The sequence below is a fragment of the Streptomyces sp. NPDC005496 genome, assembly GCF_042872045.1.
GTDB lineage: Bacteria > Actinomycetota > Actinomycetes > Streptomycetales > Streptomycetaceae > Streptomyces.
Genome location: NZ_JBIAJQ010000004.1, coordinates 640,256 through 663,230 on the forward strand (window position 1 = coordinate 640,256; position 22,975 = coordinate 663,230).

The 22,975-nt window shown below is 71.4% G+C and carries 20 protein-coding genes; 14 read left to right on the forward strand and 6 right to left on the reverse strand.

Annotated features, from left to right (window positions below; translation table 11 throughout):
* The first annotated feature begins 44 nt into the window (after window positions 1-44).
* The 3 genes from ACFYQQ_RS15200 to ACFYQQ_RS15210 all read left to right on the forward strand — a co-directional run bounded on the left by ACFYQQ_RS15200 (window position 45) and on the right by ACFYQQ_RS15210 (window position 4,369).
* Window positions 45-2,105, forward strand: coding sequence for an RICIN domain-containing protein (locus ACFYQQ_RS15200; protein WP_388904743.1), 2,061 nt, complete (start codon window positions 45-47; stop codon window positions 2,103-2,105).
* Between the two features lie 140 nt (window positions 2,106-2,245).
* A complete protein-coding gene (locus ACFYQQ_RS15205; RefSeq protein WP_355779409.1) occupies window positions 2,246-2,986 on the forward strand; it encodes a class I SAM-dependent methyltransferase in 741 nt (246 codons plus the stop codon).
* Window positions 2,987-3,427: 441 nt separating this feature from the next.
* Window positions 3,428-4,369, forward strand: a complete 942-nt coding sequence (locus ACFYQQ_RS15210; protein ID WP_355779412.1) for a glycosyl hydrolase — start codon at window positions 3,428-3,430, stop codon at window positions 4,367-4,369.
* Between the two features lie 161 nt (window positions 4,370-4,530).
* On the opposite strand, the gene ACFYQQ_RS15215 is transcribed toward ACFYQQ_RS15210, so the two are convergent.
* Entirely contained in the window at window positions 4,531-4,953 is a 423-nt protein-coding gene (locus ACFYQQ_RS15215; protein ID WP_355779414.1) for a secondary thiamine-phosphate synthase enzyme YjbQ, read from the reverse strand.
* Between the two features lie 122 nt (window positions 4,954-5,075).
* Between ACFYQQ_RS15215 and ACFYQQ_RS15220 the strand changes: the two genes are divergently transcribed.
* The 6 genes from ACFYQQ_RS15220 (at window position 5,076) to ACFYQQ_RS15245 (ending at window position 10,335) form a co-directional block, all read left to right on the forward strand.
* Window positions 5,076-5,159: a putative leader peptide gene (locus ACFYQQ_RS15220; RefSeq protein WP_349817350.1), complete on the forward strand. Its 84-nt coding sequence runs from the start codon at window positions 5,076-5,078 to the stop codon at window positions 5,157-5,159.
* Between the two features lie 152 nt (window positions 5,160-5,311).
* The gene (locus ACFYQQ_RS15225; protein WP_355779417.1) at window positions 5,312-6,202 is read left to right on the forward strand and encodes an ABC transporter permease; all 891 of its coding nucleotides are present in this window, start codon (window positions 5,312-5,314) and stop codon (window positions 6,200-6,202) included.
* Window positions 6,175-6,936, forward strand: coding sequence for an ABC transporter ATP-binding protein (locus tag ACFYQQ_RS15230; RefSeq protein WP_355779419.1), 762 nt, complete (start codon window positions 6,175-6,177; stop codon window positions 6,934-6,936). Before ACFYQQ_RS15225 ends, ACFYQQ_RS15230 begins: the two co-directional genes overlap by 28 nt.
* A 74-nt stretch (window positions 6,937-7,010) precedes the next feature.
* Complete coding sequence (locus ACFYQQ_RS15235) at window positions 7,011-8,042, forward strand: ABC transporter substrate-binding protein (RefSeq protein ID WP_355779422.1); 1,032 nt, start codon at window positions 7,011-7,013, stop codon at window positions 8,040-8,042.
* A 2-nt stretch (window positions 8,043-8,044) separates the two neighbouring features.
* Window positions 8,045-9,199 (forward strand): LLM class flavin-dependent oxidoreductase, encoded by a 1,155-nt coding sequence (locus ACFYQQ_RS15240; protein WP_355779425.1) that lies wholly within the window; start codon window positions 8,045-8,047, stop codon window positions 9,197-9,199.
* Window positions 9,200-9,246: 47 nt separating this feature from the next.
* Window positions 9,247-10,335 (forward strand): NAD(P)-binding domain-containing protein, encoded by a 1,089-nt coding sequence (locus ACFYQQ_RS15245; protein WP_355779427.1) that lies wholly within the window; start codon window positions 9,247-9,249, stop codon window positions 10,333-10,335.
* Window positions 10,336-10,382: 47 nt separating this feature from the next.
* On the opposite strand, the gene mltG is transcribed toward ACFYQQ_RS15245, so the two are convergent.
* Both mltG and ACFYQQ_RS15255 read right to left on the reverse strand, forming a co-directional pair.
* Entirely contained in the window at window positions 10,383-11,219 is an 837-nt protein-coding gene (mltG, locus tag ACFYQQ_RS15250) for an endolytic transglycosylase MltG (RefSeq protein ID WP_355779430.1), read from the reverse strand.
* A gap of 43 nt (window positions 11,220-11,262) precedes the next feature.
* Window positions 11,263-13,062, reverse strand: a complete 1,800-nt coding sequence (locus ACFYQQ_RS15255) for an ABC transporter ATP-binding protein (protein WP_355779433.1) — start codon at window positions 13,060-13,062, stop codon at window positions 11,263-11,265.
* 94 nt (window positions 13,063-13,156) lie between these two features.
* Between ACFYQQ_RS15255 and ACFYQQ_RS15260 the strand changes: the two genes are divergently transcribed.
* A complete protein-coding gene (locus ACFYQQ_RS15260) occupies window positions 13,157-13,612 on the forward strand; it encodes a MarR family transcriptional regulator (RefSeq protein ID WP_356164445.1) in 456 nt (151 codons plus the stop codon).
* Window positions 13,613-13,834: 222 nt separating this feature from the next.
* On the opposite strand, the gene ACFYQQ_RS15265 is transcribed toward ACFYQQ_RS15260, so the two are convergent.
* Window positions 13,835-15,526 carry a peptide-N4-asparagine amidase gene (locus tag ACFYQQ_RS15265; protein WP_388904748.1) on the reverse strand — a complete coding sequence of 564 codons (1,692 nt, stop codon included), beginning with the start codon at window positions 15,524-15,526 and terminating at the stop codon, window positions 13,835-13,837.
* Between the two features lie 109 nt (window positions 15,527-15,635).
* The gene (locus ACFYQQ_RS15270; protein WP_355791150.1) at window positions 15,636-16,388 is read right to left on the reverse strand and encodes a hypothetical protein; all 753 of its coding nucleotides are present in this window, start codon (window positions 16,386-16,388) and stop codon (window positions 15,636-15,638) included.
* A gap of 310 nt (window positions 16,389-16,698) precedes the next feature.
* Here ACFYQQ_RS15270 and ACFYQQ_RS15275 point away from each other — a divergent pair, with 310 nt between their 5' ends.
* The 4 genes from ACFYQQ_RS15275 (at window position 16,699) to ACFYQQ_RS15290 (ending at window position 21,446) form a co-directional block, all read left to right on the forward strand.
* A complete protein-coding gene (locus tag ACFYQQ_RS15275) occupies window positions 16,699-18,549 on the forward strand; it encodes an ABC transporter transmembrane domain-containing protein (RefSeq protein ID WP_388904750.1) in 1,851 nt (616 codons plus the stop codon).
* Entirely contained in the window at window positions 18,546-20,327 is a 1,782-nt protein-coding gene (locus ACFYQQ_RS15280; RefSeq protein WP_388904752.1) for an ABC transporter ATP-binding protein, read from the forward strand. The genes ACFYQQ_RS15275 and ACFYQQ_RS15280 overlap by 4 nt, the downstream gene beginning before the upstream one ends.
* Window positions 20,328-20,663: 336 nt before the next feature.
* Entirely contained in the window at window positions 20,664-21,134 is a 471-nt protein-coding gene (locus ACFYQQ_RS15285; protein ID WP_355792930.1) for a DUF5709 domain-containing protein, read from the forward strand.
* Window positions 21,135-21,176: 42 nt separating this feature from the next.
* Window positions 21,177-21,446 (forward strand): type B 50S ribosomal protein L31, encoded by a 270-nt coding sequence (locus ACFYQQ_RS15290; RefSeq protein ID WP_355792928.1) that lies wholly within the window; start codon window positions 21,177-21,179, stop codon window positions 21,444-21,446.
* A gap of 608 nt (window positions 21,447-22,054) precedes the next feature.
* Here ACFYQQ_RS15290 and ACFYQQ_RS15295 read toward each other — a convergent pair.
* Window positions 22,055-22,849 (reverse strand): metal-dependent hydrolase, encoded by a 795-nt coding sequence (locus ACFYQQ_RS15295; RefSeq protein ID WP_356164456.1) that lies wholly within the window; start codon window positions 22,847-22,849, stop codon window positions 22,055-22,057.
* Between the last annotated feature and the right edge of the window lie 126 nt (window positions 22,850-22,975).

Genomic DNA, 22,975 nt, shown 5'->3' on the forward strand with positions numbered 1-22,975 from the left:
ACGACGGACCACCGCAGCGACCACAGACGAGTTGGGAGCACACGTTGGCACGCCGTACCCGTACACGACGGCTTCTGGGACCCCTCGGGGTCACCGCTCTGACCCTCGGGGCGACCCTGGTCAACGCACCACCGACGCACGCGCGGGCGGAGACGGCGGCGTCGGCCGTCACCGTCTCGCCCGACCCCTCGTACCAGGCGCAGCGCTTCGAGGGCTGGGGCACCAGCCTTGTCTGGTTCGCCAACGCCACCGGCGACTACCCACCCGAGATACGCGAGCGGCTCGCCGACCTCCTCTTCGGCGACGACGGCCTCGCCCTCAACATCGCCCGCTACAACATTGGCGGCGGCAACGCCCCCGACGTGAAGGACTATCTCCGCGCGGGCGGCGCCGTCGAGGGCTGGTGGAAGGCCCCGGCGGGCACGACCCGTGAGGACACCGACTGGTGGCACGCCACGGACGCCGCCGACTGGAACCCGGACGCCGACGCCACGCAGCGCTGGTGGGTGGACCGCATCAAGGACGACATCGACCACTGGGAGACGTTCAGCAACTCGCCCCCCTGGTTCATGACCCGCAGCGGATACGTCTCCGGCGGCTTCGACGCCAACCAGGACCAGCTGAGGGACGACTCCGTCGACGACTTCGCGGCCTATCTGGCGGGCGCGACCGAGCGGCTGGAGAAGGCGCACGGCATCGAGGTCGACACCCTGGATCCCTTCAACGAGCCCAACACGGAGTACTGGAGTACGCGCCTGGGCGCCGACGGACAGCCGGTCGGCGGCCGTCAGGAAGGCGCTCACATCGGCCCGGAGCTCCAGCAGAAGGTGATCAAGGCGCTGGCCCCCGCACTGAGGAAGGCGAGGACCGGCACCGAGATCTCCGCCATGGACGAGACCAACCCGAGCCTCTTCGCGCAGAACTGGAACACCTACCCCGGCGAAGTACGCGACCTCGTGGGCCAGATGAACGTCCACACCTACGGAACCGGCGGCCGCACCAGCGTGCGCGACCTGGCCAAGGCGGCCGGCAAACCGCTGTGGATGAGCGAGGTCGAGGGCGACTGGGGCGACGGCCAGAGCTTCACGGACATGCGGCCCGGACTCGGCCTCGCCCAGCAGATGGTCGACGACCTGCGCGAACTGGAGCCGCGGGCCTGGGTGTTCTGGCAGCCCGTCGAGGACTTGGACAACATGGAGCCGGGCGGCGAGTCGGCGAAGGGCGGCAACTGGGGCAGTATCCAGGTCCCGTTCAGCTGCACGTCCGCGGACACCCTGGCCAGTTGCCCGGTGCGCACGAACACGAAGTTCGACACCGCGCGCAACTTCACCCACTACATCAAGCCCGGTGACCGCCTGATCGGCACCGACGACACGGCGAGCGCGGCGGCCGTCTCCCGCAAGCGCGACGCCGCGACGGTCGTCCACGTCAACAGGACCCTCGACGCCCGCGCGGTGACGATCGACCTGTCCAAGTTCGGCCACATCGCGCGCGGCGCGACGGTGACGCCGGTCGTGACGAGCGCCGAGGGCAAGCTCGACCGGGGGGCTCCCGTCCGGGTCACCGGCGGTCGGGCCACCCTGACCGTGCCCGCCCAGTCCGTGACGTCCTTCCTGGTCAAGGGCGTGTCCGGCGCCGCCGAGGACGCGGCGCTCGCGCAGAAGGGCCACACCTACCGGCTGACCGGCGTGCAGAGCGGCAAGGCCCTCACCGTCGCGGACGACGGCACCGGGCTCGTCATCAGGTCCGCGGGCACGGAGGCGGGCGGCGACGGGCAGCGGTGGCAGCTCCGCCGCACCGGCCACGACAGCGGAAACCTCCAGCGGTACGTGCTGACCGACCCCGCGCAGGGACGGCGGGTGGCCGTGCGGGACGGCGCGCCCGTCCTGGAGGCGGACCACGGCCGTACGGACAGGGCCGCCCAGTGGATCGCGTCGACGACCGGCGACGGCTCCTGGACCCTGGTCAACGCCGCCGACGGCCGGCTGCTCGAAGTGGGCGGCCAGGCCACCTCGGAGGGCGCGGCCGTCACGGTCTGGACCCCGAACTCCGGTGCCAACCAACGGTGGACGATGTCCGACGTGACCGGCCGCACCGGTTCCTAGACCGGACGGCCCGACCCCCACGTAGGCCTCCGCCCGCTTCGGACAGGGGCGGAGGCATACGCCGTGGTCCCGGCGCCGGCCGGTGGCCGGGGGGTTATTCGGTCGACAGCGACGCGAGGCGGCGGGCAGGCTGACCGACCGTGACGAGCAGCGAAGTATGGAACCGGGCGACCGCCGAACGCTACGACGCCGAGGAGGGCGAGAGGACCTCGGCCGCCTTCCTCGCCCCGACACTCGACTTCCTCGCCGGGCTGGCGGGTGAGGGACGGGCGCTGGAGTTCGCGATCGGGACCGGGCGCGTGGGCGTCCCCCTGTGCGAGCGGGGAGTCCCCGTGGCGGGCGTCGAACTGTCCGAGCACATGCTGGCCGTGCTGCGGCGCAAGGCCGGCGAGGACACCCTGCCGGTCGCCCTCGGGGACATGACCTCGACCCGCGTGCCCGGCGAGTTCACCCTGGTCTACCTCGTCTACAACACCATCTCGAACCTGCTCACCCAGGACGAGCAGGTCGAGTGCTTCCACAACGCCGCGCGCCACCTCGCGCCGGGGGGCCGTTTCGTCATCGAGCTGGGGGTGCCGCCCCTGCGGTTCCTGCCGCCCGGGCAGACCGCGGTGCCCTTCGATGTCTCGGACGGGCACCTGGGCTTCGACACCTTCGACCTGGTCGAGCAGATCCTCGTCTCGCACCACCTGACCCGGGACGGCGACGACGGCCGCTATCGCCGCGGCGCGTCCCGGCACCGGTACGCCTGGCCGGCGGAGCTGGACCTGATGGCCCGGATCGCGGGACTCACCCTGGAGCGCCGTCTCGCGGACTGGAACGGCGCGCCGTTCACCCAGGACTCGCCCCAGCACATCTCGGTGTGGCGCAAGCCGTCGTGAGGCCGTCCGAACCGCGGGCGGGCCGGCCGTACGGCGATGCCTGTCGCGGGCTCTGTGACATGCGTCATGCCGCATACGGCTCCAACGATGCCGGATAGCAGTCAGCCCCCTCCGGCATACCGGATCAATTGTCCTATAACGGACAATCTATTCACGCCGTGAAACCGGTGCTCGGATTTCCGGACATTCCTGCTCTCGCAGCGGTCGCCATCCGTGCCCTGACGGTTCGACAGAAGCAACGGCGCCTGCCCGATACCGGGGACACCACGCCGATGACGCCCTGACAAGACTCCCTACTTCTACGAATCCACGTAGTAGGGATCTTTCATTGCCTGCACACGTGGACCTTCTGAGAATGACTGGGCCACCGGGAAGCCGGGGGCTCATACAGCCGCGGCGCCGAAGCACCGGCCCTGCACCGGCCGGTCAAGAAGGACGGGAATGAAACGAAAACTGGCGACGGTACTGGCCATGGCGGCAATTATCCTCACGTCCATGATCATGCCGTCAGAGGGTGCCATCACGTCCTCCCGTCTGGGCGTATACGTCGGCCCAGGGAAAACCGCTGCGGTGGACAACACCCAGACGTGGCTCGACCGGTCGCAGGTGGACGCGACCGACTACCTGGATCCGTCCGAGAACACGCTGTGGAATGGGTACGCGACCAAGTACTGGGGCGACTGGAAGAAGGCCAGGGCCGACCGGCGGTTCGTGCTCGGTCTGCCGATGCTGCCCAAGGGCGGAAACTTCACGGCGGGCCTCAGTGGCACGTACGACAGCCAGTTCCGAGACCTCGCCGACCTGATGATCAAGAACGGTCTGGGCAACTCCGTCGTTCGCCTCGGATACGAGGGCAACAACAGGAACATCGGACCTTGGCAGGGAACTGACGACCCGGCAGCCTATCGGGCGATGTTCCGTCGGGTGGTCACCCTGATGCGTGCCCGTACCGGAGCGGATTTCCAGTTCGACTACAACATGGCCGTGGGCCCCGCGGGCAAGGTCACGTCTTTCGAGACGCTTTACCCCGGCGACAGTTACGTCGATATCGTGGGGCTGAACATCTACGACGTGTGGTGGCAGCACCCGGGCGCTACACCTGCTCAGCGATGGAACCACACGCTCACCACCGCCATGGGCGTGAACGAGTTCAAAACGTTCGCCGCCGCGCACAACAAGGCGAAGTCGTATCCGGAATGGGGTCTGTACCGAAAGGGCGACGCCTACGCGGGGGGAGGGGACTCGCCCTACTTCATCGACCGGATGGCCGAGCTGGTCCAGGACTCGAAGTACCAGGCGTACTTCGACCTCGACTGGGGCGGCGGGACACTCGACGAATTCCCCAACGGCAAGACGCAGTACAAGCTCCGCTTCGGCGGCTGAGAACTGTCGCGACGGGCCCCGATGGAGACATGCCGTCGGGGCCCGTCGGCTGCCACGAAGTCCGGCAGGCCTCACGCGAAGGACGCGGCCAGACCATCGCCCAGCGCGCCCTGAGACCCCGCTCGCAGTCCCAGGCCCACGTCACAGGCCCGCAGCAGCCACTATCCGAGGAACGACAACCGCACCTTCCGCTCCGGGTTGTCCTTGTTGGTGTCCACCAGGCACACCGACTGCCAGGTCCCGAGCTCCAGCCGGCCGGCGATCACCGGCAGGGTGGCGTGCGGCGGGACGACGGCCGGGAGGACGTGGTCGCGGCCGTGGCCGGGGCTGCCGTGGCGGTGCTGCCAGCGGTCGTCGGCGGGAAGCAGCGTGTGCAGGGCGGCGAGGAGGTCGTCGTCGCTGCCGGCCCCGGTCTCGATGATCGCCACTCCGGCGGTGGCGTGCGGGACGAACACGTTCAGCAGGCCGTCGCGCCCTGCCGCCGCCTCGTTCAGGAATGCCTCGCAGTCGCGGGTGAGGTCGACGACGTTCTCGGACGTGCCGGAGGCGATGTTCAGGACACGCGTGGTGAAGGCTTCGGACATGACCCCATCCTGACCCATAAGCCGGGTTTCACACGCGACCCGGCGCGCTCGCGGTGATACGCGGAGTCCATTCCGCGAGACGCCATTGACCGTGCACATGCCGCATGGCTACTTTCTGCCGCATGTTGCGTTCAGCCCTGCTCACCACGCGCGGTCACATCGACCTGCTGCGGGTGGCCTCCGCCGCGTGTCGCCGCGGCTGCTGACGCCCTCTCACCCCGCTCGTCCAGCGTGCCCCTGCGCGCCGCCCAGCACTCGCACGTCCGGTCACCCGTCTGCCCGTTGACGGGCTGACCCGCCGGCGCGGCGGCGCCCACGCGCATCCCTCTTCGGTCGCTCTCCCTCCCGTGGAGCACTCATGAGCATCAGCCATGCCCCGCCGGACTCGACAGAGTCCGACATATCGGTAATCTCCAAGAACGACGCCGTCGCCGGACAGGCGTCGCCCGAACTCGAACCCATCGTCCCCGCCTCCAGCCGGCGCGCCCGCGTCCCCCGCTGGCTGCGCCGCACCTCCGGTCCGCTGCTGCTGCTCGGCCTGTGGCAACTCCTCAGCGTGACAGGGGTGTTGACCTCCGATGTCCTCGCCTCACCCGGCACCATCGCCCGCGTCGGCCGGGACCTGATCACGGACGGCTCGCTGCCGAACGCGATGGGCGTCTCCCTCCAGCGCGTCGCGGTGGGACTGCTCCTCGGCACCGTCGTAGGCACCGGACTCGCCCTGGTCTCGGGGCTGTTCCGGATCGGCGAGGACCTGGTCGACGCCAGCGTCCAGATGCTGCGGACGGTCCCGTTCGTCGGACTCATCCCGCTGTTCATCATCTGGTTCGGCATCGGCGAGGCCCCGAAGGTCGCGATCATCACCCTCGGCGTGTCCTTCCCGCTCTACCTCAACGTGTACGCGGGCATCCGCGGCGTCGACTCCCAGCTCATCGAGGCCGGTGAATCCCTCGGGCTGTCCCGGTGGGGGCTGGTCCGCCACGTCGTCCTACCCGGGGCGCTCCCCGGCGCCATGACGGGCCTGCGCTACTCGCTCGGCATCGCCTGGCTGGCGCTCGTCTTCGCCGAGCAGATCAACGCCGACGCCGGAATCGGGTTCCTCATGGTCCAGGCCCGGGACTTCCTGCGCACCGACGTGATCGTGGTCTGCCTGATCGTCTACGCCTTCCTCGGCCTGCTCGCCGACTTCGTCGTCCGTTCCCTCGAAAGGCTGCTGCTGCAATGGCGACCGACGTTCACCGGCCGGTGACCACCGAGAAGACCGCGCGCGTACCGGCACCGGCGGTACGCGTGGACGGCCTGACCCGTTCCTTCGACGGCCGCGCCGTCATCGACCACCTGCAACTGGACGTCCAGCCGGGCGAGTTCGTGGCGCTGCTCGGCCGCAGCGGCTGCGGCAAGTCCACCCTGCTGCGCATCCTCGCCGGACTCGACCGGGACATCGAGGGCACCGTGCTGGTACCGCGCCGCAAGGCAGTCGCGTTCCAGGCGCCCCGGTTGATGCCGTGGAAGAAGGTGTGGCGCAACGTGCTCCTGGGCCTGCCCGGCAAGCCCGAACGGGCCGTCGCCGAACGGGCGTTGACCGAGGTCGGTCTCACCCACCGCTCGGACGCCTGGCCCAAGACGCTGTCCGGCGGTGAGGCCCAACGTGCCTCCCTGGCACGCGCGTTGGTCCGGGAACCCGACCTGCTCCTGCTCGACGAGCCCTTCGGCGCCCTCGACGCCCTCACCCGCATCAAGGCCCAGCGGCTCGTCGGCCGGCTGTGGCAGCACCGCGGCTGCGCAGTCCTGCTCGTCACCCACGACGTCGAGGAGGCGGTGCTGCTCGCCGACCGCGTCCTGGTCATGGACGAGGGGGTCGTCGCGTACGAGACCCGTGTCGACCTGGACCGCCCGCGCGACATCACCGACCCGCGGTTCGCCGAACTCCGCGCCGAACTCCTGGAACGGCTGGGCGTCGACACCGCCGCCGAAGCCGCCTGACCCCTTCCACCCCGGCGCCGCGCGTGCAGCGGACCGGACCCACCCTCACCTGAACCGACCGAACGGAAATCGCCATGCGCCGACGCCTCGCCCCCGCCACTCTGCTCCTCCCCCTCGCTCTCCTGCTCGCCGCCTGCGGCGGGAACTCGGCGGCCGACACCTCGACGGGTGGCGGGACCGACGGCAAGGGCTCGCTCACGCTCAACGTCGGTGACCAGAAGGGCGGTTCGGAAGCCGTGCTGCGGGCCGCGGGAGAACTGAAGGACCTCGACTACAAGATCAAATGGTCGACGTTCACGTCCGGGCCACCCCTGCTGGAGGCGGTCAACGCCAAGGCCGTCGACATCGGCGGCGTCGGCAACACCCCGCCCGTCTTCGCGGCCGGCGCGGGCTCGAAGATCAAGGTGGTGGCCGCCTGGCACGGCACGTCCAGGGGCGACACCATCCTCGTACCGGAGAAGTCGTCGCTGAAGAGGCCCGCGGAGCTGAAGGGCAAGTCGGTCGCAGTGGCGCAGGGCTCGTCCGCCCACTACCAACTGGTCGCCTCGCTGCGGAAGGCCGGGCTCGGTCTGAGCGACGTCGAGGTGAAGTACCTGCAGCCCGCCGATGCCCTCGCCGCCTTCACCAGCGGCAAGGTGGACGCCTGGGCGGTCTGGGACCCGTACACCTCCCAGGTGCTGAAAGCCGGGCAGGGGCGCGTCCTGACCGACGGCGACGGCGTGGTGAACGGGCTCACCTTCCAGGTGGCCGCGCCCGGCGCCCTCGCGGACAAGAAGAAGGAGGCGGCCGTCAAGGACTACCTGGAGCGGCTGCGGCGCGCCCAGGACTGGGTCTACGACCACCCCGAGGCCTGGGCGAAGGTGTGGGCGAAGGACACCGGGCTGCCGTACGAGGTGGCGCTGGCGTCGGTGAAGCGCACCAACGCCTCGCGCGTCCCGGTGGCCGTCGACGACAAGCTCGTCGCCTCCGAGCAGGAGATCGTCGACGCCTTCGCCGGCCTGAAGCTGATCCCGCGCAAGGTCGACTTCGGCGACTTCGTCGACACCCGCTTCAACGGCGACCTGCCCGCCTCGACCACCGCCCCGCGCGTGCCGAAGGAGTCCTGACGGTGACCGTCCATCTCCACTGGTTCCTGCCGACCGGCGGTGACGGCCGCACCCTCGTGGACCGGCACGCCTACGCCTCCAACCCCGTCGACCGCGTCCGTCCGGTCAGCGGTGTGCGCCCGCCCGACATCGAGTACCTCGCCCAGATCGCCAAGGCCGCCGAGCAGTTGGGATTCGAGGCGGTCCTCACCCCGACCGGCACCTGGTGCGAGGACGCCTGGCTGACGACGGTGGCGCTCGCCCAGCACACCGAGCGGCTCAGATTCCTGGTGGCGTTCCGGCCGGGCGTCATCTCCCCCACCCTCGCGGCGCAGATGGCGGCCACCTACCAGCGCGTCACCCGCGGGCGGCTGCTCCTGAACGTGGTCACCGGCGGCGACTCCGCCGAGCAGCGCCGCTTCGGTGACCATCTCGACCACGACCGCCGCTACAGCCGCACGGACGAGTTCCTGTCCGTCGTGCGCGGGGTGTGGAGCGGACAGCCGTACGACTTCGACGGCACCCACTACCAGGTGGAGGGCGGGCTGACGGCGCTGCCGCCGGACCCGCTGCCGGAGATCTTCTTCGGCGGCTCCTCGCCCGCCGCGGGTCCCGTCGCCGCCCGGCACGCGGACGTGTACCTGACCTGGGGCGAGCCTCCCGCCCAGGTCAAGGAGAAGATCGACTGGATCCGCTCGCTCGCCGAGCGCGAGGGGCGCACCGTCCGCTTCGGCATCCGTCTGCACACCATCTCGCGGGACTCGGCCGCCGAGGCCTGGTCGACGGCGGACCGGCTGCTCGGCGACCTGGACGCGGAGACGATCGCCGCCGCCCAGGCCGCGCTCGGGCGCAGCGAGTCGGTGGGCCAGCAGCGCATGCTCGCACTGCACGGCGGCTCACGCGACGGACTGGAGATCTCCCCGAACCTGTGGGCGGGCGTGGGCCTGGTGCGCGGCGGCGCCGGGACGGCCCTGGTCGGCAGTCACGCCGAGGTCGCCGACCGGATCGAGGAGTACCACGCGCTCGGCATCGAGCACTTCGTGCTCTCCGGCTACCCGCACCTGGAGGAGGCGTACTGGTTCGGCGAGGGGGTGATCCCGGACCTGGCGGCCCGCGGACTGCTGCCGGGCGCGGCCGTGGGCGGTGGCGTGCCGCTGCTGGTCGCCGGGGGCCGCTGAGGCCGCCGGCCGGGAAGAAACCGGACCCCGGTCCGGTTGGCAGGGTCGTGGAGAGCACCGGGGCAGCAGTACGCGAGGTCGACGTGGTCGTCATCGGCGCTGGACAGGCGGGCCTGTCCAGCGCCCATCACCTGCGACGCACCGGATTCGAACCGGAGCGTGACTTCGTGGTGCTGGACCACGCGCCGCAGCCGGGCGGGGCCTGGCAGTTCCGCTGGCCGTCGCTGACGTACGGCAAGGTGCACGGGATGCACAGCCTGCCGGGCCTGGAGCTGACGGACGCGGACCCCGCACGCCCCTCGTCCGAGGTCATCGCCGAGTACTTCGCCGCGTACGAGCGCACCTTCGACCTGCGGGTGCGCCGGCCGGTCGATGTGAGCGGGGTCCGTGCGGGCGAGGGCGGCCGGCTGCTCGTCGAGACCTCGGACGGTACGTGGTCGACGCGGGCGCTGATCAACGCGACGGGCACCTGGGACCGGCCGTTCTGGCCGCGCTATCCGGGCCAGGAGACCTTCCGGGGCCGTCAGCTGCACACCGCGCAATACCCGGGTCCCGAGAAGTTCGCCGGATCGCGGGTCGTGGTGGTGGGCGGGGGCGCGTCCGGCACTCAGCACCTGATGGAGATCGCCCCGTACGCGGCCGAGACGACCTGGGTGACCCGGCGGCCGCCCGTCTTCCGCGAGGGTCCGTTCAGCGAGGACGTGGGACGGGCGGCGGTGGCGCTCGTGGAGGAGCGGGTCCGCCGGGGCCTGCCGCCGGGGAGCGTGGTGTCCGTGACGGGCCTGCCTCTGAACGACGCGATCCGGCAGGCCCTGGCGGACGGGGTCCTGGACCGGCTTCCCATGTTCGACCGGATCACCCCGGACGGCGTGGCATGGGACGACGGACGGCATGTGGACGCCGACGTCATCCTGTGGGCGACCGGGTTCCGGGCGGCGATCGATCACCTGGCTCCGCTGCGGTTGCGTGAGCCGGGCGGCGGCATCCGCGTCGACGGCACCCGTGCGGTCGCCGACCCGCGCGTCCACCTGGTGGGCTACGGCCCCTCGGCCAGCACGATCGGCGCCAACCGGGCGGGCCGCTCGGCGGTCAGGGACATCAGGCGGCTGCTCGCGGAGGTCCCGGCCACCGCGTGACGCCCCGTCGGTCCCCGGCTCGGGCGTTCGTGACGCGCGCCCGCCGGTCAGCGGGAGGGCGCGACACTCTTCCGGTTCCGGTTGAACTCGGCGACGTTCCTCTGATGCTCCTCGTAGACCGCCGTGAAGCGCGTGTCGCCCGGCTTGACGGTGACGAAGTACAGCCAGTCCCCCGGGGTCGGGTTGATCGCCGCGCGCATCGCCTCCTCGCCGGGGTTGGCGATCGGCGTCGGAGGCAGTCCCATGCGCTGGTAGGAGTTGTACGGGTTGTCGAGCTTGGTGTCCTTCTCACTGGTCGTCAGGGTGCTGCGGTTGAGCGCGTAGTTGATGGTGGAGTCCATCTGCAGCGGCATGCCCCGCTCCAGCCGGTTGAAGATGACGCGGGCCACCTTGCCCATGTCGTCCTTGGTGGCCGCCTCGGCCTGGATGATGCTCGCGATCGTCACGGCCTGGTAGACGTTCATCGCGTTGCGCTGCGCGCCCGCGGTGATCTGGCCGCCGTTGAACTTCTTGTTCGCGGTGGCGACCATGAACTTGAGCAGCGACTCCGGGGTGGACTTCTCGTCGAGCGGATACGTGGCGGGGAACAGGTAGCCCTCAGGGTTGCCCTCGGCGTCGTTCGGCAGCTTCAGGTCGGCCTTGCGCAGGGACTTCTTGGTGCTGCCCGCCGGCAGACGCAGCGCCTTGTCCACCGCGTCGTAGACCTGGCCCGCCCGCCAGCCCTCCGGGATCAGCAGGGACGTCGGGCGCTCGTCCTCGTCGTCCATGGTCAGCAGCGGCACCGCCACGGCGGTGGCCGCGACGACGGCTCCGGTCGCGATCAGGGCGATCCGGCCCCGACGCGTCAGTCGAATCGTGCTCCGTGGCGGAGTGTTGGTCTGCATGCGGGCACGGTAACCCGCAAAAGCGCGCAAACCCGACATATCTTCATCTTGTCGGCTCCAGTTGAGCGTCTCGGCGGACGAGGGCGGCGTACCGGCCGTCGCGCTCCAGCAGTTCCTCGTGCGTCCCGCGCTCGGCCGCCCGGCCGGAGTCCAGGACCACGATCTGGTCGGCGCCCCGGACGGTGGACAGCCGGTGCGCGATGGTGATCGTGGTCCGGTCGGCCGACAGCGCGTCGATGGCTTCCTGGACAGCGCGCTCCGTGCGGGTGTCCAGGGCGCTCGTCGCCTCGTCGAGAATGAGCACGGGCGGGTCGCGCAGGATCGTGCGCGCGATGGCCAGCCGCTGCTTCTCACCTCCGGAGAACCGGTGTCCGCGCTCGCCGACCACGGTGTCGTAGCCGTCGGGCAGCGAGGCGATGTGCTCGTGGATCTGGGCCGCCCGGGCCGCCGCGTGCAGTTCCTCGTCGGTGGCGTCCGGCTTGGCGAAGCGCAGGTTGTCGGCGACCGAGGCGTGGAAGAGGTACGTCTCCTGCGAGACGACGCCGACCGCGCGCGCGAGGGTGTCGAAGTCCAGGTCGCGCACGTCGACGCCGTCGAGCGTGACGCGCCCGCCCGTGACGTCGTAGAGCCGGGGCACCAGATAACTGAGCGTGGACTTGCCCGAACCGGTCGGACCGACGACCGCGAGACTGCCGCCCGCGGGGACCGTGATGTCGATGCCCTCCAGGACCGGGCCGCCCTTGCCGTCGTAGCGGAACTCGACGTCCTCGAAGCGGATCTCGCCCTTGACCTGGTCGAGGTGGACCGGCTCCGCCGGCTCGGTGATGTCGATCGGCAGGTCGAGGTACTCGAAGATGCGCTGGAAGAGCGCGAGCGAGGTCTGGATCTGCACGCCGGTGGACAACAGGCTCACGGTCGGCCGGAACAGGCCCTGCTGGAGCGAGACGAAGGCGACGAGCGTGCCGATGGAGATGTCCGGACCGCCGAACTGGAGGGCCATCCCGGCCGTCCAGTAGATGACGGCGGGCATGGCGGCCATGACGATGGTGATGACGGCCATGCGCCAGCGGCCCGCCATGTTCGACTTCACCTCGAGGTCGACCAGGCTCTCGGACTCGTCGGCGAAGGACCTCGTGAGCGAGTCGGCCCGGCCCATCGTGCGGCCGAGGAGGATGCCGCTGACGGACAGCGACTCGGTGACGGTGGCGGCCATCGTGGCCATCTGCTTCTGGCGCTGCGTCGCGATCTTCTTGCGCTCGCGGCCGACCCGGCGGCTGATCCACACGAAGACCGGCAGCAGGAGCAGGGAGACGACGGTGAGCCGCCAGTCGAGCGCGACCATCGCGACGATCGTGGCGACGACGCTGGTGAGGTTGGAGACCAGCGAGGTGGCGGTGGAGGTGACCGTCGCCTGCATACCGCCGATGTCGTTGGCGATGCGGGACTGGACCTCCCCCGTGCGGGTGCGGGTGAAGAAGGCGAGCGACATGTGCTGGAGCCGCCCGTAGACGGCGGTGCGCAGGTCGTGCATGACGCGCTGGCCGACCGTCGTGGAGATCAGGGTCTGCAGCACGCCGAAGACGCTGGTGACGACCGCGCTGAGGATCATGCCGAGAGCGAGGAGGCTCAGCAGTCCGGTGCGGCCCTCGGGGATCGCGACGTCCAGGATCTCCCGGAGCAGGAAGGGCGTGGCGACGGAGACCAGGGAGGCGGCGCCGACCAGCAGGCCGACGACGGCCAGCCGGCCGCGATAGGGCCGGAACAGCTTCAGGATGCGGCGCACCTGCCGCGGCTGCTCGGACTCGGCGGGTGACGGTGTCCAGGTGGGGTGATCGGGACGCATGGGCTCCTACGGAGGGTGAGATGAGGACGACTGACGGAGCATAGCTCATTGTTACCTATACTCACAATGAACAGGGTCCTGATATTGTTCCCACATGACCACCCCCGATGCCGACGGCCTGCTCGCCGAGCAGTTGCTGCGGCTGACCCGCCGCGTGCACCGCATCCAGAAGCGCCATCTGGAGCAGCGCGCCCTGGGCATCACTCCGGCCCAGTCGCGGCTCCTGCGCACCCTGGCCCACTACGGCTCGCCTCCCCGCATGGCCGACCTGGCCGAGCGCCTGGAGGTGGTGCCGCGTGCCGTGACCACCCTGGTCGACGGCCTGGAGGCGAACGGGAAGGTGCGGCGGGTGCCCGATCCCACCAACCGCCGGGTGATCCGGATCGAGGTCACGGACGAAGGGCGCATGGCACTGCGTGAGCTGCGCGGCGCCCGCCGGTCGGCCGCGGAGGAGATCCTGGCCCCGCTGACGGACGAGCAGCGCGAGGTGCTGGGCGGGTTGCTGGACACCCTGGTCGACGGCACGCCCGGCGCGGAGCGGCCCTGCTGATCGCGTACGGCCTGTCACTCTCCTAAGCCGGCCGTCACGGCATCTGGGCATCCCGGCCGACGTCCCTGTCCTGGCCGTCGTCCGGGTGTCGGGGTGCGGGTCGGGGGCGGGCGGTTACAGGGTCACGTCGCCCCGCCGGCCGGCGCGAGAGCCTTCCGCCCACGCCCGGGACGGGCCGGCCGCCCGGTGGATGTCACCGGGCGGCGCGACGCGGTCGGTGGGTCAGCAGCGGCTCCGGTCCTCAACTAGCGTCCCCTGCACGGTGACCAGGCTGCGGTCGTGACACCCTGCCGAGCCGTACAGCCGGTACCGCTCCTTCGTCGTGGCGACCGCGTGCCGCTGGTCGCGCGGGACGTTCGCGGTGTACGTGGCGTCGCCCGTGTAGGTGTCGTCCGACCGGGACCACGCGGTAGGCCGGCCCCGGCGCGACTCGTCCACCGCCACCCGGTCTCCAAGGGTCAGGACCGTCCGCAGCCGGTCGCCGTCGCCGAGCGTCGTGGTGCCGTCCATCGTGTACGTGCGATGGGTCCGCGTGACCGACGCGGGTCCGCGCCCGTCGACGGTGACCCTCTCGTCGTCCGTCCAGGTGGCTGTGAGCGCGTCCGTGTTCTCGCCGTCGGTCCAGCGGTGCACGGAGGTGTTGGCCAGGGTGCGGCCGACGGTCGTCGTGACCCGGCCGTGCGAGGTGTCCACGTATCCGGCGACGGTCAGCCGGTGGCCGCCCTCGGTGTCGAGGCGGTGCTCCGAACCGGGCGTGTGGACCGAGGAGTTGGCCATGTCGCCCGCCGCGACCTCGGTGAGCGCGCCGGACACGTGCGCCCGCTTCGCGTCCTGCCACACCAGTACGTCGACCGGGGTGCTCCAGCCGCTCTGCCCCTCGGGGACGCCGGCCACCGAGACGTCCACCCGGTGCGGTCGGCCGTCGTTGAGGAGCCCGGCGAACGGAGTCAGGTCGTACTCGATCGGCTTGATGTCGAAGGCGCGCGGTCCCGGGATCACGTACCAGAGGAAGGGGTTGGACCAGCCGCCGGTCCACACGGTCGGGAACGGAGCCGCGATCCCGGCGAGCCGGCCGTCCACCTCGATCCGCACCTCGCGGTACGGGCCGTCGGCCGCCTTGCAGGAGTACGGCGCCGCGTCGGGCACCGTCAGGTACCAGTACTCCTCACAGCCGCCGCCCGAGCCGGTGGCGTACACCTCGGCGACGATCCGCTCGCTGTTGCGGGGCGTGGTGAGCATGCCGTTCTCGAGGGTCAGGACGCGGTCCGGAACGGACGCGGGGCGGGCGGGGGCGGCGGAACCCGCGAGCGCGCCGGAAGCGGCCGGCCGCGCGGACTTCTCGAACGCGTAGAAGGTCAGCGTGACGTCGACGTCGATGACCCCGGTGTACGTGTCGTCGACCACGTTGCCGATGAGCATCTCCACGTCGCCCGCGTGCCGGAACGTGTCGCTGTAGCGCGTCACGTCCTTCTCGACGGACCACTCGATGCCGTCGGGCGAGGGTTCCGGGGTCGAGGTGCGGAAGATCTCGACCCCGCCCACGTGCAGATAGCCGAGACGGTCGAACTGCCGCCCCTTGACCTTGCCTTCGAGCCTCAGCACGACCTTGCTCCAGCGGTCACCGCAGCCGGTCACCGGCGTGTAGGTGCCGCGATACGGCGTGAAGTCACGGAACTGCGCCTTGGCGACGGTGACCCGGCAGGACTTGGTGGCGGGCTTCGTGACGGGCGGGGCGGCGGTCAGCGGATCGTGCCAGTCGGTGCCGAACTCGGCGGGCGGCTCGGCGGATCCGGCCGCCGCGGGACGGGCGGCGCCGTCGGCCGCGGGGACGGCCGGAGCGGGGGTCGCTCCAAGAAGGGTGCCCGCCGTGAGGATCACTCCGGCGAGCATGGACATGATGACCGGTCTTCTCATGTGCGGTGTTCTACGGGGGAGTCGGCCCCGCCCGCAACGAGAACCGAGGACTTGTCCGAGTACCCCTTCTTCTCCCCCGGCGCCCCTGTGTCCTGATCCGCCGCCGGGACTACGCCTTCAGGTCCGCCTTGTCCCCCATCACCACCACGGGGTGCTGATCCGGGTCGAGAGTGCGCAGCAGGTACCGCATCCCGGACTTGGACAGACTCACACAGGCCGACGTGCCGCTCCCGTGGTCCATGTGCAGCCAGATGCTGCCGCCCTTGGACTGGCCCTCGGGCCGCGTCGGGTCGCTCGGCGAGGTGCCCTTGACGCGGTTGTAGTCGATCGCGATGACGTAGTCGAAGTCGTGCCAGTGCGACTCGGCCCAGTAGTGCGGCGCCTGGAAGGAGGCGGACCGGGTGTACGGAAGCCGGGCACCCGGGTCGGCGAGCACCCCGCCCGCGTCGCTGAGGGTGAAGACGCCGACGGGGCTTCGCTTGTCGCCCTCGTGGTGGTCCGTGGTCCAGCCCTTCTTGCCGTTGTGCCCCTTCCACGTGCGGGTCCGGTCCCACGTGGAACCGTGCTTCGTGTAGAGGACGACAGTGGAGTCGGCCGAGTCCTTGTTCTCGCCGTAGACCGCGACGACCTGGCGGGAGCCGGCGGGGATCTTCTCCTGCAGTCGGTCCCCGACGCCGGGGATGCGCTTCAGGTCGACGGTGCGTGCCTCGGCCCGACCGGCCTTGCCCCCGGAGGCGCCGTCGCCCTCCGCCCCGCCGTCGGCGCCCGAACCGCCGCACGCCGAGAGGGACATCAGGAGAACACCGCAGGCCGCCACAGCGACCCCCGCACGCACCGAACCGTTCGCACCGCCTGTTTGCATGCGGTCCATCGTCGCACCACGATCCCGACCGCCGCCTGCGGCCCCCTCACTTCCCGGTCAAACAGGGGCGGTCCGGGCCGATTCTTTGCCCCGCGGTGAAAAACCGTTTGCTTCCGACCACGCTCCGACGCGAACCTTTCACGGTTTGTTGCCGGCTTTTCGCGTGCGGTCCACGCCGGCCGCCGCGGCTGTCCGGCACCGGCCGCGGCTACCGGTGCCGCAGGTCCTGGACCGGTTCGGACCCGGTCCGCCGGCCCGTCAGCCCTTGCCCACGCGACCGTCCACCCCTGACACGAGCCTCTGGGACGTCATGCAGATTCAAGACCTTCCGTTTCCCGACCCGGGAGTGCCGGACGCACGCTCGGGTCCCAGATTCCTGTGGTGGCTCGGCCGCAATCAGCTGGGCGGACAGTTCAAGGCCCTCCTCTGGGGTCTGCTGCACTTCGTCGCGGTCTCGGGACTGCCCTTCTGCGTCGGTCTCGCGGTCCAGGCCGTCGTCGACCGCTCCGGCACCCGGCTGGCCGTCTCCGGCGGGCTGATGGTCCTGTGCGGCGTGGCCATCGCGCTGGGCGACACGATGCTGCACCGCGCCGCGGTCACCAACTGGATCATCGCGGCGGCGCGCGTCCAGCAGCTGCTGGCCCGCAAGACGGCCCAGCTGGGCTCGGCGCTCACCCAGCGCGTCGCGGCCGGCGAGGTGGTCGCCGTCTCCACCGGCGACGTCGAGAAGATCGGCTGGTTCGTCGAGGCCCTGTCACGGTTCGCGGCTGCCGCCCTCACGGTGGTGCTGGTCTGCGTCGGTCTCGTCGTCTACCAGCCCGCCCTCGGTGTCGTCGTCGCCGTCGGCGTGCCGGTGCTGGCCCTCGCCGTGCTGCCTCTCCTGCCGCCCGCCACCCGTCGCGCCGATCACCAGCGCGAGAAGGCGGGACGCGCCACCGAACTGGCCTCCGACACGGTCGCCGGACTGCGGGTGCTGCGCGGCATCGGCGGCGAGGAACTCTTCCTCGGCCGCTACCGCCGGGCCTCCCAGGACGTCCGGCGGGCCGCCGTGCGCAGCGCCAGGATGTGGGCGCTGATCTCGGCCATCCAGGTACTGCTGCCGGGTCTGCTGCTCATCGCGGTCGTCTGGCACGGGGTGCATCTGGCCCGCGACGGCCGGATCACGGTCGGCGAACTCGTCACGGTGTACAGCGCGGTCATGCTCCTCACCTATCCTCTGCGGCACTTCGAGGAGATCGCCATGGCGTACTCCTTCTCCCGGCCCTCAGCCAAGCGAGCCGCCCGCGTGCTGGCCCTGGAGCGGATCACCGACACCGCCGGGACGCGCGACGGCGACCTCCCGGGTGGAGACCTGTACGACCCGGCGACCGGTCTGCTCGCACCCTCCGGACGCTTCACGGCCGTGGTCTGCGGCGACCCCGACGCGGCGGGCGTCCTGGCCGAACGGCTCGGCGGCCACGCGTCGGGCGAGGAGGCCACCGTCTCCGTACTGCTCGGCGGGGTGCCGCTGGACGAGTTGCCCCTCGACTCCGCCCGGACGGCCGTCCTGGTCCAGGACAAGGACCCGGTACTCCTGTCGGGATCGCTGCGCGACCTGCTCGACGTGCCGTCGTCCGGCGGGGTGAGCGCCGCCGACGCGCTCGCGGCGGCCCAGTGCGGCGACGTCCTGGACGCGCTCGCCCAGAGCTCGGTGAACGCGCAGGACCCCATGGACGCGCGGATCACCGAGCGCGGCCGGTCCCTGTCGGGCGGCCAGCGCCAGCGCCTCGCCCTGGCCCGGTCGCTGATCACGGACCCCGAGGTCCTGGTCCTGGACGAGCCCACGTCCGCGGTGGATTCGCACACCGAGGCCCGCGTCGCCGACGGTGTCCGCTCCCTGCGCGCGGGCCGTACGACGGTCGTGTTCACCTCCTCGCCCCTTCTCCTGGACCGTGCCGACCGGGTCGCGCTGGTGGACGGCGGCGAGGTCGTCGCGGTCGGCGTGCACCGCGAGCTGGTGCACAGCGAGCCCCGGTACCGCGCCGTGGTGACCCGGGAGACCGACGACGAGACCGCCCCCGGCGGCACTCCCGGGACCGGCGCCGTACCCGGGATCGGCTCACTGGAAGCACACGGCATCGACGCGATCGACACCTTGGAAGAGATCGAGGAGACCGCATGATCGGCGTGGCGCCACCGGCGTACGACCCGGCGGCCCCGACGACGGCGAACACGCTGCCCGTCGGAGCCCCCGCGACCGTCCGCGCCTACGTGGCCGAACTCTTCCGCCGGCACCGCCGGGCCTTCCTGCTGCTCGTCACGGTGAACACCATCGCCGTCGTGGCCTCGATGGCCGGGCCCTACCTGTTGGGCTCGGTCGTCGAGAAGGTCTCGGACGACGCACGGGAACTCCACCTGGAACGCACCGCCGCCCTGTTCGTCCTCGCCCTCGTCGTCCAGGCCGTGTTCGTGCACCAGGTGCGCCTGCGAGGAGCCGTGTTGGGCGAGCGGATGCTGGCCGATCTGCGCGAGGACTTCCTCGTGCGGTCGGTGGGACTGCCCCCGGGCGTCCTGGAACGCGCGGGCACGGGCGACCTGCTGTCCCGGATCACCACGGACATCGACCGCCTGGCCAACGCGATGCGCGAAGCCGTGCCCCATCTCGCCATCGGCGTGGTGTGGGTCGCGCTGCTGCTCGGCGGACTCGCCGTGACCGCGCCGCCGCTCGCGCCCGCGGTGCTCCTCGCCGTCCCCCTCCTGGTGTTCGGATGCCGCTGGTACTTCAAGCGGGCGCCCGCCGCCTACCGCTCGGAGGCCGCCGGCTACGCCGCCGTCGCGGCCGTCCTCGCCGAGACCGTGGACGCCGGCCGCACCATCGAGGCCCACAGGCTCGGTGGGCGCCGCATCGACCTGTCCGACCGCCGGGTCAGGGAATGGACCGCCTGGGAGCGCTACACCCTGTGGCTGCGCTCGGTGCTGTTCCCGGTCATCAACATCACCCATGTCACGGTCCTCTGCTCGGTCCTGATGATCGGCGGTGTCTTCGTCCTCCAGGGCTGGATCGGGGTCGGCCAGCTCACGACGGGTGCGCTCATCGCCCAGATGCTCGTCGACCCGGTCGGGCTGATCCTGCGGTGGTACGACGAGCTCCAGGTCGCCCAGGTGTCGCTGGCCCGGCTGGTCGGCGTACGGGACATCGAGCCCGACGAGGGCGATCCGGCGGTCGTCCCCGACGGGCGCGACGTCCACGCGGACCGCGTCCACTTCGGCTACCGCCCCGGCGTCGACGTCCTGCGCGAGGTCTCCCTCCAGGTCGCTCCGGGCACCCGGCTCGCCCTGGTCGGCCCGTCCGGCGCCGGGAAGTCCACGCTCGGCCGACTCCTCGCCGGGATCTACGCACCCCGGGACGGCAGCATCACCCTGGGCCGCGCCGAACTGTCCCGCATGCCCGCCGAGCGGGTGCGCTCCCACGTCGCCCTGGTCAACCAGGAACACCACGTCTTCGTCGGCTCCCTGCGGGACAACCTGTTGCTCGCCCGTACCGGTGCCGACGACGCCGAGCTCTGGGCTGCCCTCGGCGCGGTCGACGCGGACGGATGGGCACGGGCACTGGACGACGGCCTGGACACCGAGGTCGGCTCCGGCGGGCTCGCGCTCACCCCGGCGCAGGCACAGCAGATCGCGCTCGCCCGGCTGGTGCTGGCGGACCCGCACACGCTGGTCCTGGACGAGGCCACCTCGCTCCTCGACCCGCGCGCGGCCCGTCACCTGGAACGGTCCCTGGCCCGTGTCCTCGAGGGCCGCACCGTCGTCGCCATCGCCCACCGGCTGCACACCGCCCACGACGCCGACGTCATCGCCGTCGTCGAGAACGGCCGCATCAGCGAGCTGGGCAGCCACGACCAGTTGGTCACCGCGAACGGCGCCTACGCGGCCCTCTGGCGGTCCTGGCACGGGTGAGCCGGGAGCTCGGAGGAGTCGGGCCCAGGGGTGGAGCGGCAGGAGTTCCCGGGCGGCCGCCTCCCCGGTCGGCACCTGCCGGAGCCGGTGCGTCCCGGTGGCGCGGCGCTCCGGCGGGCGGCCGACCCCGCCTTCCCACCGCCCGGCCGAAGCCCGCGACCGAGTACGTCCCGTTGCGCGGTGTCGAATGTGGGTGGAAGGCTGGAAACTGGCACCGGCTCGGGGAGTGCCCCTGAACCACCCGGTTCGCGAGGGGCGCGGTCTGTGCCGTGCGGTCCCCGCCTCCGCCGTGAGGTACGGCGGTACCGGATCCGCCCCCACCACCTGGAGGTACCCGTGGACAGCGCCGACGGATGGGGAGACGACGTCTACCAGCCCGACGGATCCGAGGTGCAGGACGACGCGGGACTGCTCGACGCCGAGGACACCCTGGAGAGCGACGGCGTGGACGACCCTCTGGACCGGGGCTGGTCGCCGCCCGAACGGCCCTGGGCGGTCGAGCACTCCGGAGTCACCGCCGAGGAACGCCGGCTCGGCGAGACCCTCGACCAGCGCCTCGCCGAGGAGCTGCCCGACCTCGCGGTGGACGACGGCGACGGGATCGGGGACTCCGACGACACCGACGGCGAGCCACTGGACAACGAGGTGGGCGCCGCCCGCTCCGGCCGCCTGGTCGCACCCGACGAGGGTGCGCACGAGGACGAGGAGAGCGGGCTGATCGCCACCGACGTGGGGATCGACGGCGCCGCGGCCTCGGCCGAGGAGGCCGCGATGCACGTGGTCGACGAGGAGACCCTGCCCGGCTGAGACCCCCGTCCCTGCCCCATCCGCCCCAAGCAAGGAGCAGCCATGCAGCAGGACAAGCAGCCCGACTACCACCCCGTCGTCTTCCGCGACCGCGCCGCCGGTTACGCCTTCCTCACCCGGTCCACGGCGAACAGCGACCAGACCATCGACTGGGACGACGGGAAGACCTACCCGGTCGTGGACGTGGAGATCTCCTCGGAGAGCCACCCCTTCTACACCGGCAAGGCTCGGACGGTGGACACGGAGGGCCGCGTGGCCGCGTTCGAGCGCCGGTACGGAAGCGCCGCGTCCGGCCTGGACGACGCGGGCTGAGACTCCCCTGAGCGGGGCCCGGCCGACGGGATCGGTGCCACGACAGGGCCGGAACTTGCGGCCCTGGCGTCGGACGGGCCGGGCAGAGCGTCCGACCCGGATGCCACGACTCGGCGAGCTTGCCGCCGCCCCGACGGGCCCGTCTCCCCGGTCGGGCCGGCGCGAACGTGTGACCGGGGCGGCCGGGCCGTCCGCACGGCAGAGCCCGCACAGGTGCGGGGGCGGTTTTCCGGGTCCGCCTCCGGAGCGTCGCAGGTCCGAGGCCGCGGGCGGTACCGCGGGTGCACCGCCGCAGCAGGGCCTTACCCAGCGCGAGGGCGACACCGCAGGGCGGACCTCACTGCGGAGCCTCTCCGGCCTCGGAGCCGGCCGCGTCAGCCCGACTCGGCGGCGGCCCCTGTCCCAGCGCGGGGCCGGCCACCCGAGTGCCACTCCGCAGCCGAGCGCTTCCGAGCCTGGGGCCGCCCGCGTGAGCCCGGACCCGCCACGACCCCCGTCCCAGCGCAGGGCCGGCCGCGCAAGTGAAACCCGACGGCCGAGCCCATCCGGAGGCAGAGCCCGCACTGCATGTCCGGAGAGTACGCACGGCCGGTCCGCGCGGACGTGGCTCAGATGAAGTTCAGCGCCGCCGCGCAGCCCACCCCGCCGAGCAGCATGAACGCGGGCATCAGCACCTTCAGCTCGACCCAGCTGCCGGCCCGGAACCGCATGACCTTCGGCGGTCCGATCGGGTACCAGCGCTTGCGGCCGATCGGGATGGGCCACAGGATCGGGCAGCCCGAGACCGTCAGCGCGTCCCCGATGTCGTGCACCAGCGCGCCGAGGACGATGGGCAGCCCCAGCCACAGGTACTCCTGGCCGGGCGCGGTGAACAGCCAGTCGGCGCCGTTGCCCGGCTTGTCCAGGACTCCCGCCAGGATCCAGGCACTGGTCGCGGCCAGCAGCCAGACCAGGACGTCGCTGCTGGACCCGCGGGCCGCCCGCCACAGCAGACCCTCGATGGCCAGCACCAGGTGCACGAACAGGATCGCCAGAACCGTCCAGCGCCCCCCGGTGATCGCGGCCACCGAGGTCCCCGCGCCGATCGTCACGGCCCAGAGCCAGGTGTGCGTCAGTGTGCGGTGGCCGCCGGAGCGACGCGGGTCGCCCTGCTTGCGAGTCGACTTGTAGACGGCGTAGGACAGCTTGTCGACGATCTCGCACAGGCCCCGCGAGATGGGTCCGAAGGCCCGCGAGATGGTGGCCGCCTTGTGGTCCAGGTCGGGTGCGAGCGCGGCACCGGCGCAGATCAGGGCGCCGACCAGGAGGACCGGCCAGGGCATGGTGTGACCGGCCGCTGCCGCCGCCGCCCCGACGCCCAGCCAGGCCGCGGCCCCCGACAGTGAGTGTGCTGGTCCCATCATGGCCGTACCCCGCCCCATTCCTGCAGTGTCGCTGTCGAGTTGTTCGCACGCGCTGACGCTTCGTCGGCGCCACAGCGTAACGTTCGCGATCTTCGTACGGGCATCCGATTCCCTCATCAGGCCCGA

Coding starts and splice junctions, on each gene's coding strand:
- ACFYQQ_RS15255 (WP_355779433.1), bottom strand. CDS start 13,062: ATGCGTCCCGATCACCCCACCTGGACACCGTCACCCGCCGAGTCCGAG.
- ACFYQQ_RS15265 (WP_388904748.1), bottom strand. CDS start 15,526: ATGAGAAGACCGGTCATCATGTCCATGCTCGCCGGAGTGATCCTCACG.
- ACFYQQ_RS15280 (WP_388904752.1), top strand. CDS start 18,546: ATGATCGGCGTGGCGCCACCGGCGTACGACCCGGCGGCCCCGACGACG.
- ACFYQQ_RS15275 (WP_388904750.1), top strand. CDS start 16,699: ATGCAGATTCAAGACCTTCCGTTTCCCGACCCGGGAGTGCCGGACGCA.
- ACFYQQ_RS15210 (WP_355779412.1), top strand. CDS start 3,428: ATGAAACGAAAACTGGCGACGGTACTGGCCATGGCGGCAATTATCCTC.
- ACFYQQ_RS15260 (WP_356164445.1), top strand. CDS start 13,157: ATGACCACCCCCGATGCCGACGGCCTGCTCGCCGAGCAGTTGCTGCGG.
- ACFYQQ_RS15230 (WP_355779419.1), top strand. CDS start 6,175: ATGGCGACCGACGTTCACCGGCCGGTGACCACCGAGAAGACCGCGCGC.
- ACFYQQ_RS15270 (WP_355791150.1), bottom strand. CDS start 16,388: ATGCAAACAGGCGGTGCGAACGGTTCGGTGCGTGCGGGGGTCGCTGTG.
- ACFYQQ_RS15215 (WP_355779414.1), bottom strand. CDS start 4,953: ATGTCCGAAGCCTTCACCACGCGTGTCCTGAACATCGCCTCCGGCACG.
- mltG (WP_355779430.1), bottom strand. CDS start 11,219: ATGCAGACCAACACTCCGCCACGGAGCACGATTCGACTGACGCGTCGG.
- ACFYQQ_RS15235 (WP_355779422.1), top strand. CDS start 7,011: ATGCGCCGACGCCTCGCCCCCGCCACTCTGCTCCTCCCCCTCGCTCTC.
- ACFYQQ_RS15295 (WP_356164456.1), bottom strand. CDS start 22,849: ATGATGGGACCAGCACACTCACTGTCGGGGGCCGCGGCCTGGCTGGGC.
- ACFYQQ_RS15290 (WP_355792928.1), top strand. CDS start 21,177: ATGCAGCAGGACAAGCAGCCCGACTACCACCCCGTCGTCTTCCGCGAC.
- ACFYQQ_RS15220 (WP_349817350.1), top strand. CDS start 5,076: ATGTTGCGTTCAGCCCTGCTCACCACGCGCGGTCACATCGACCTGCTG.
- ACFYQQ_RS15225 (WP_355779417.1), top strand. CDS start 5,312: ATGAGCATCAGCCATGCCCCGCCGGACTCGACAGAGTCCGACATATCG.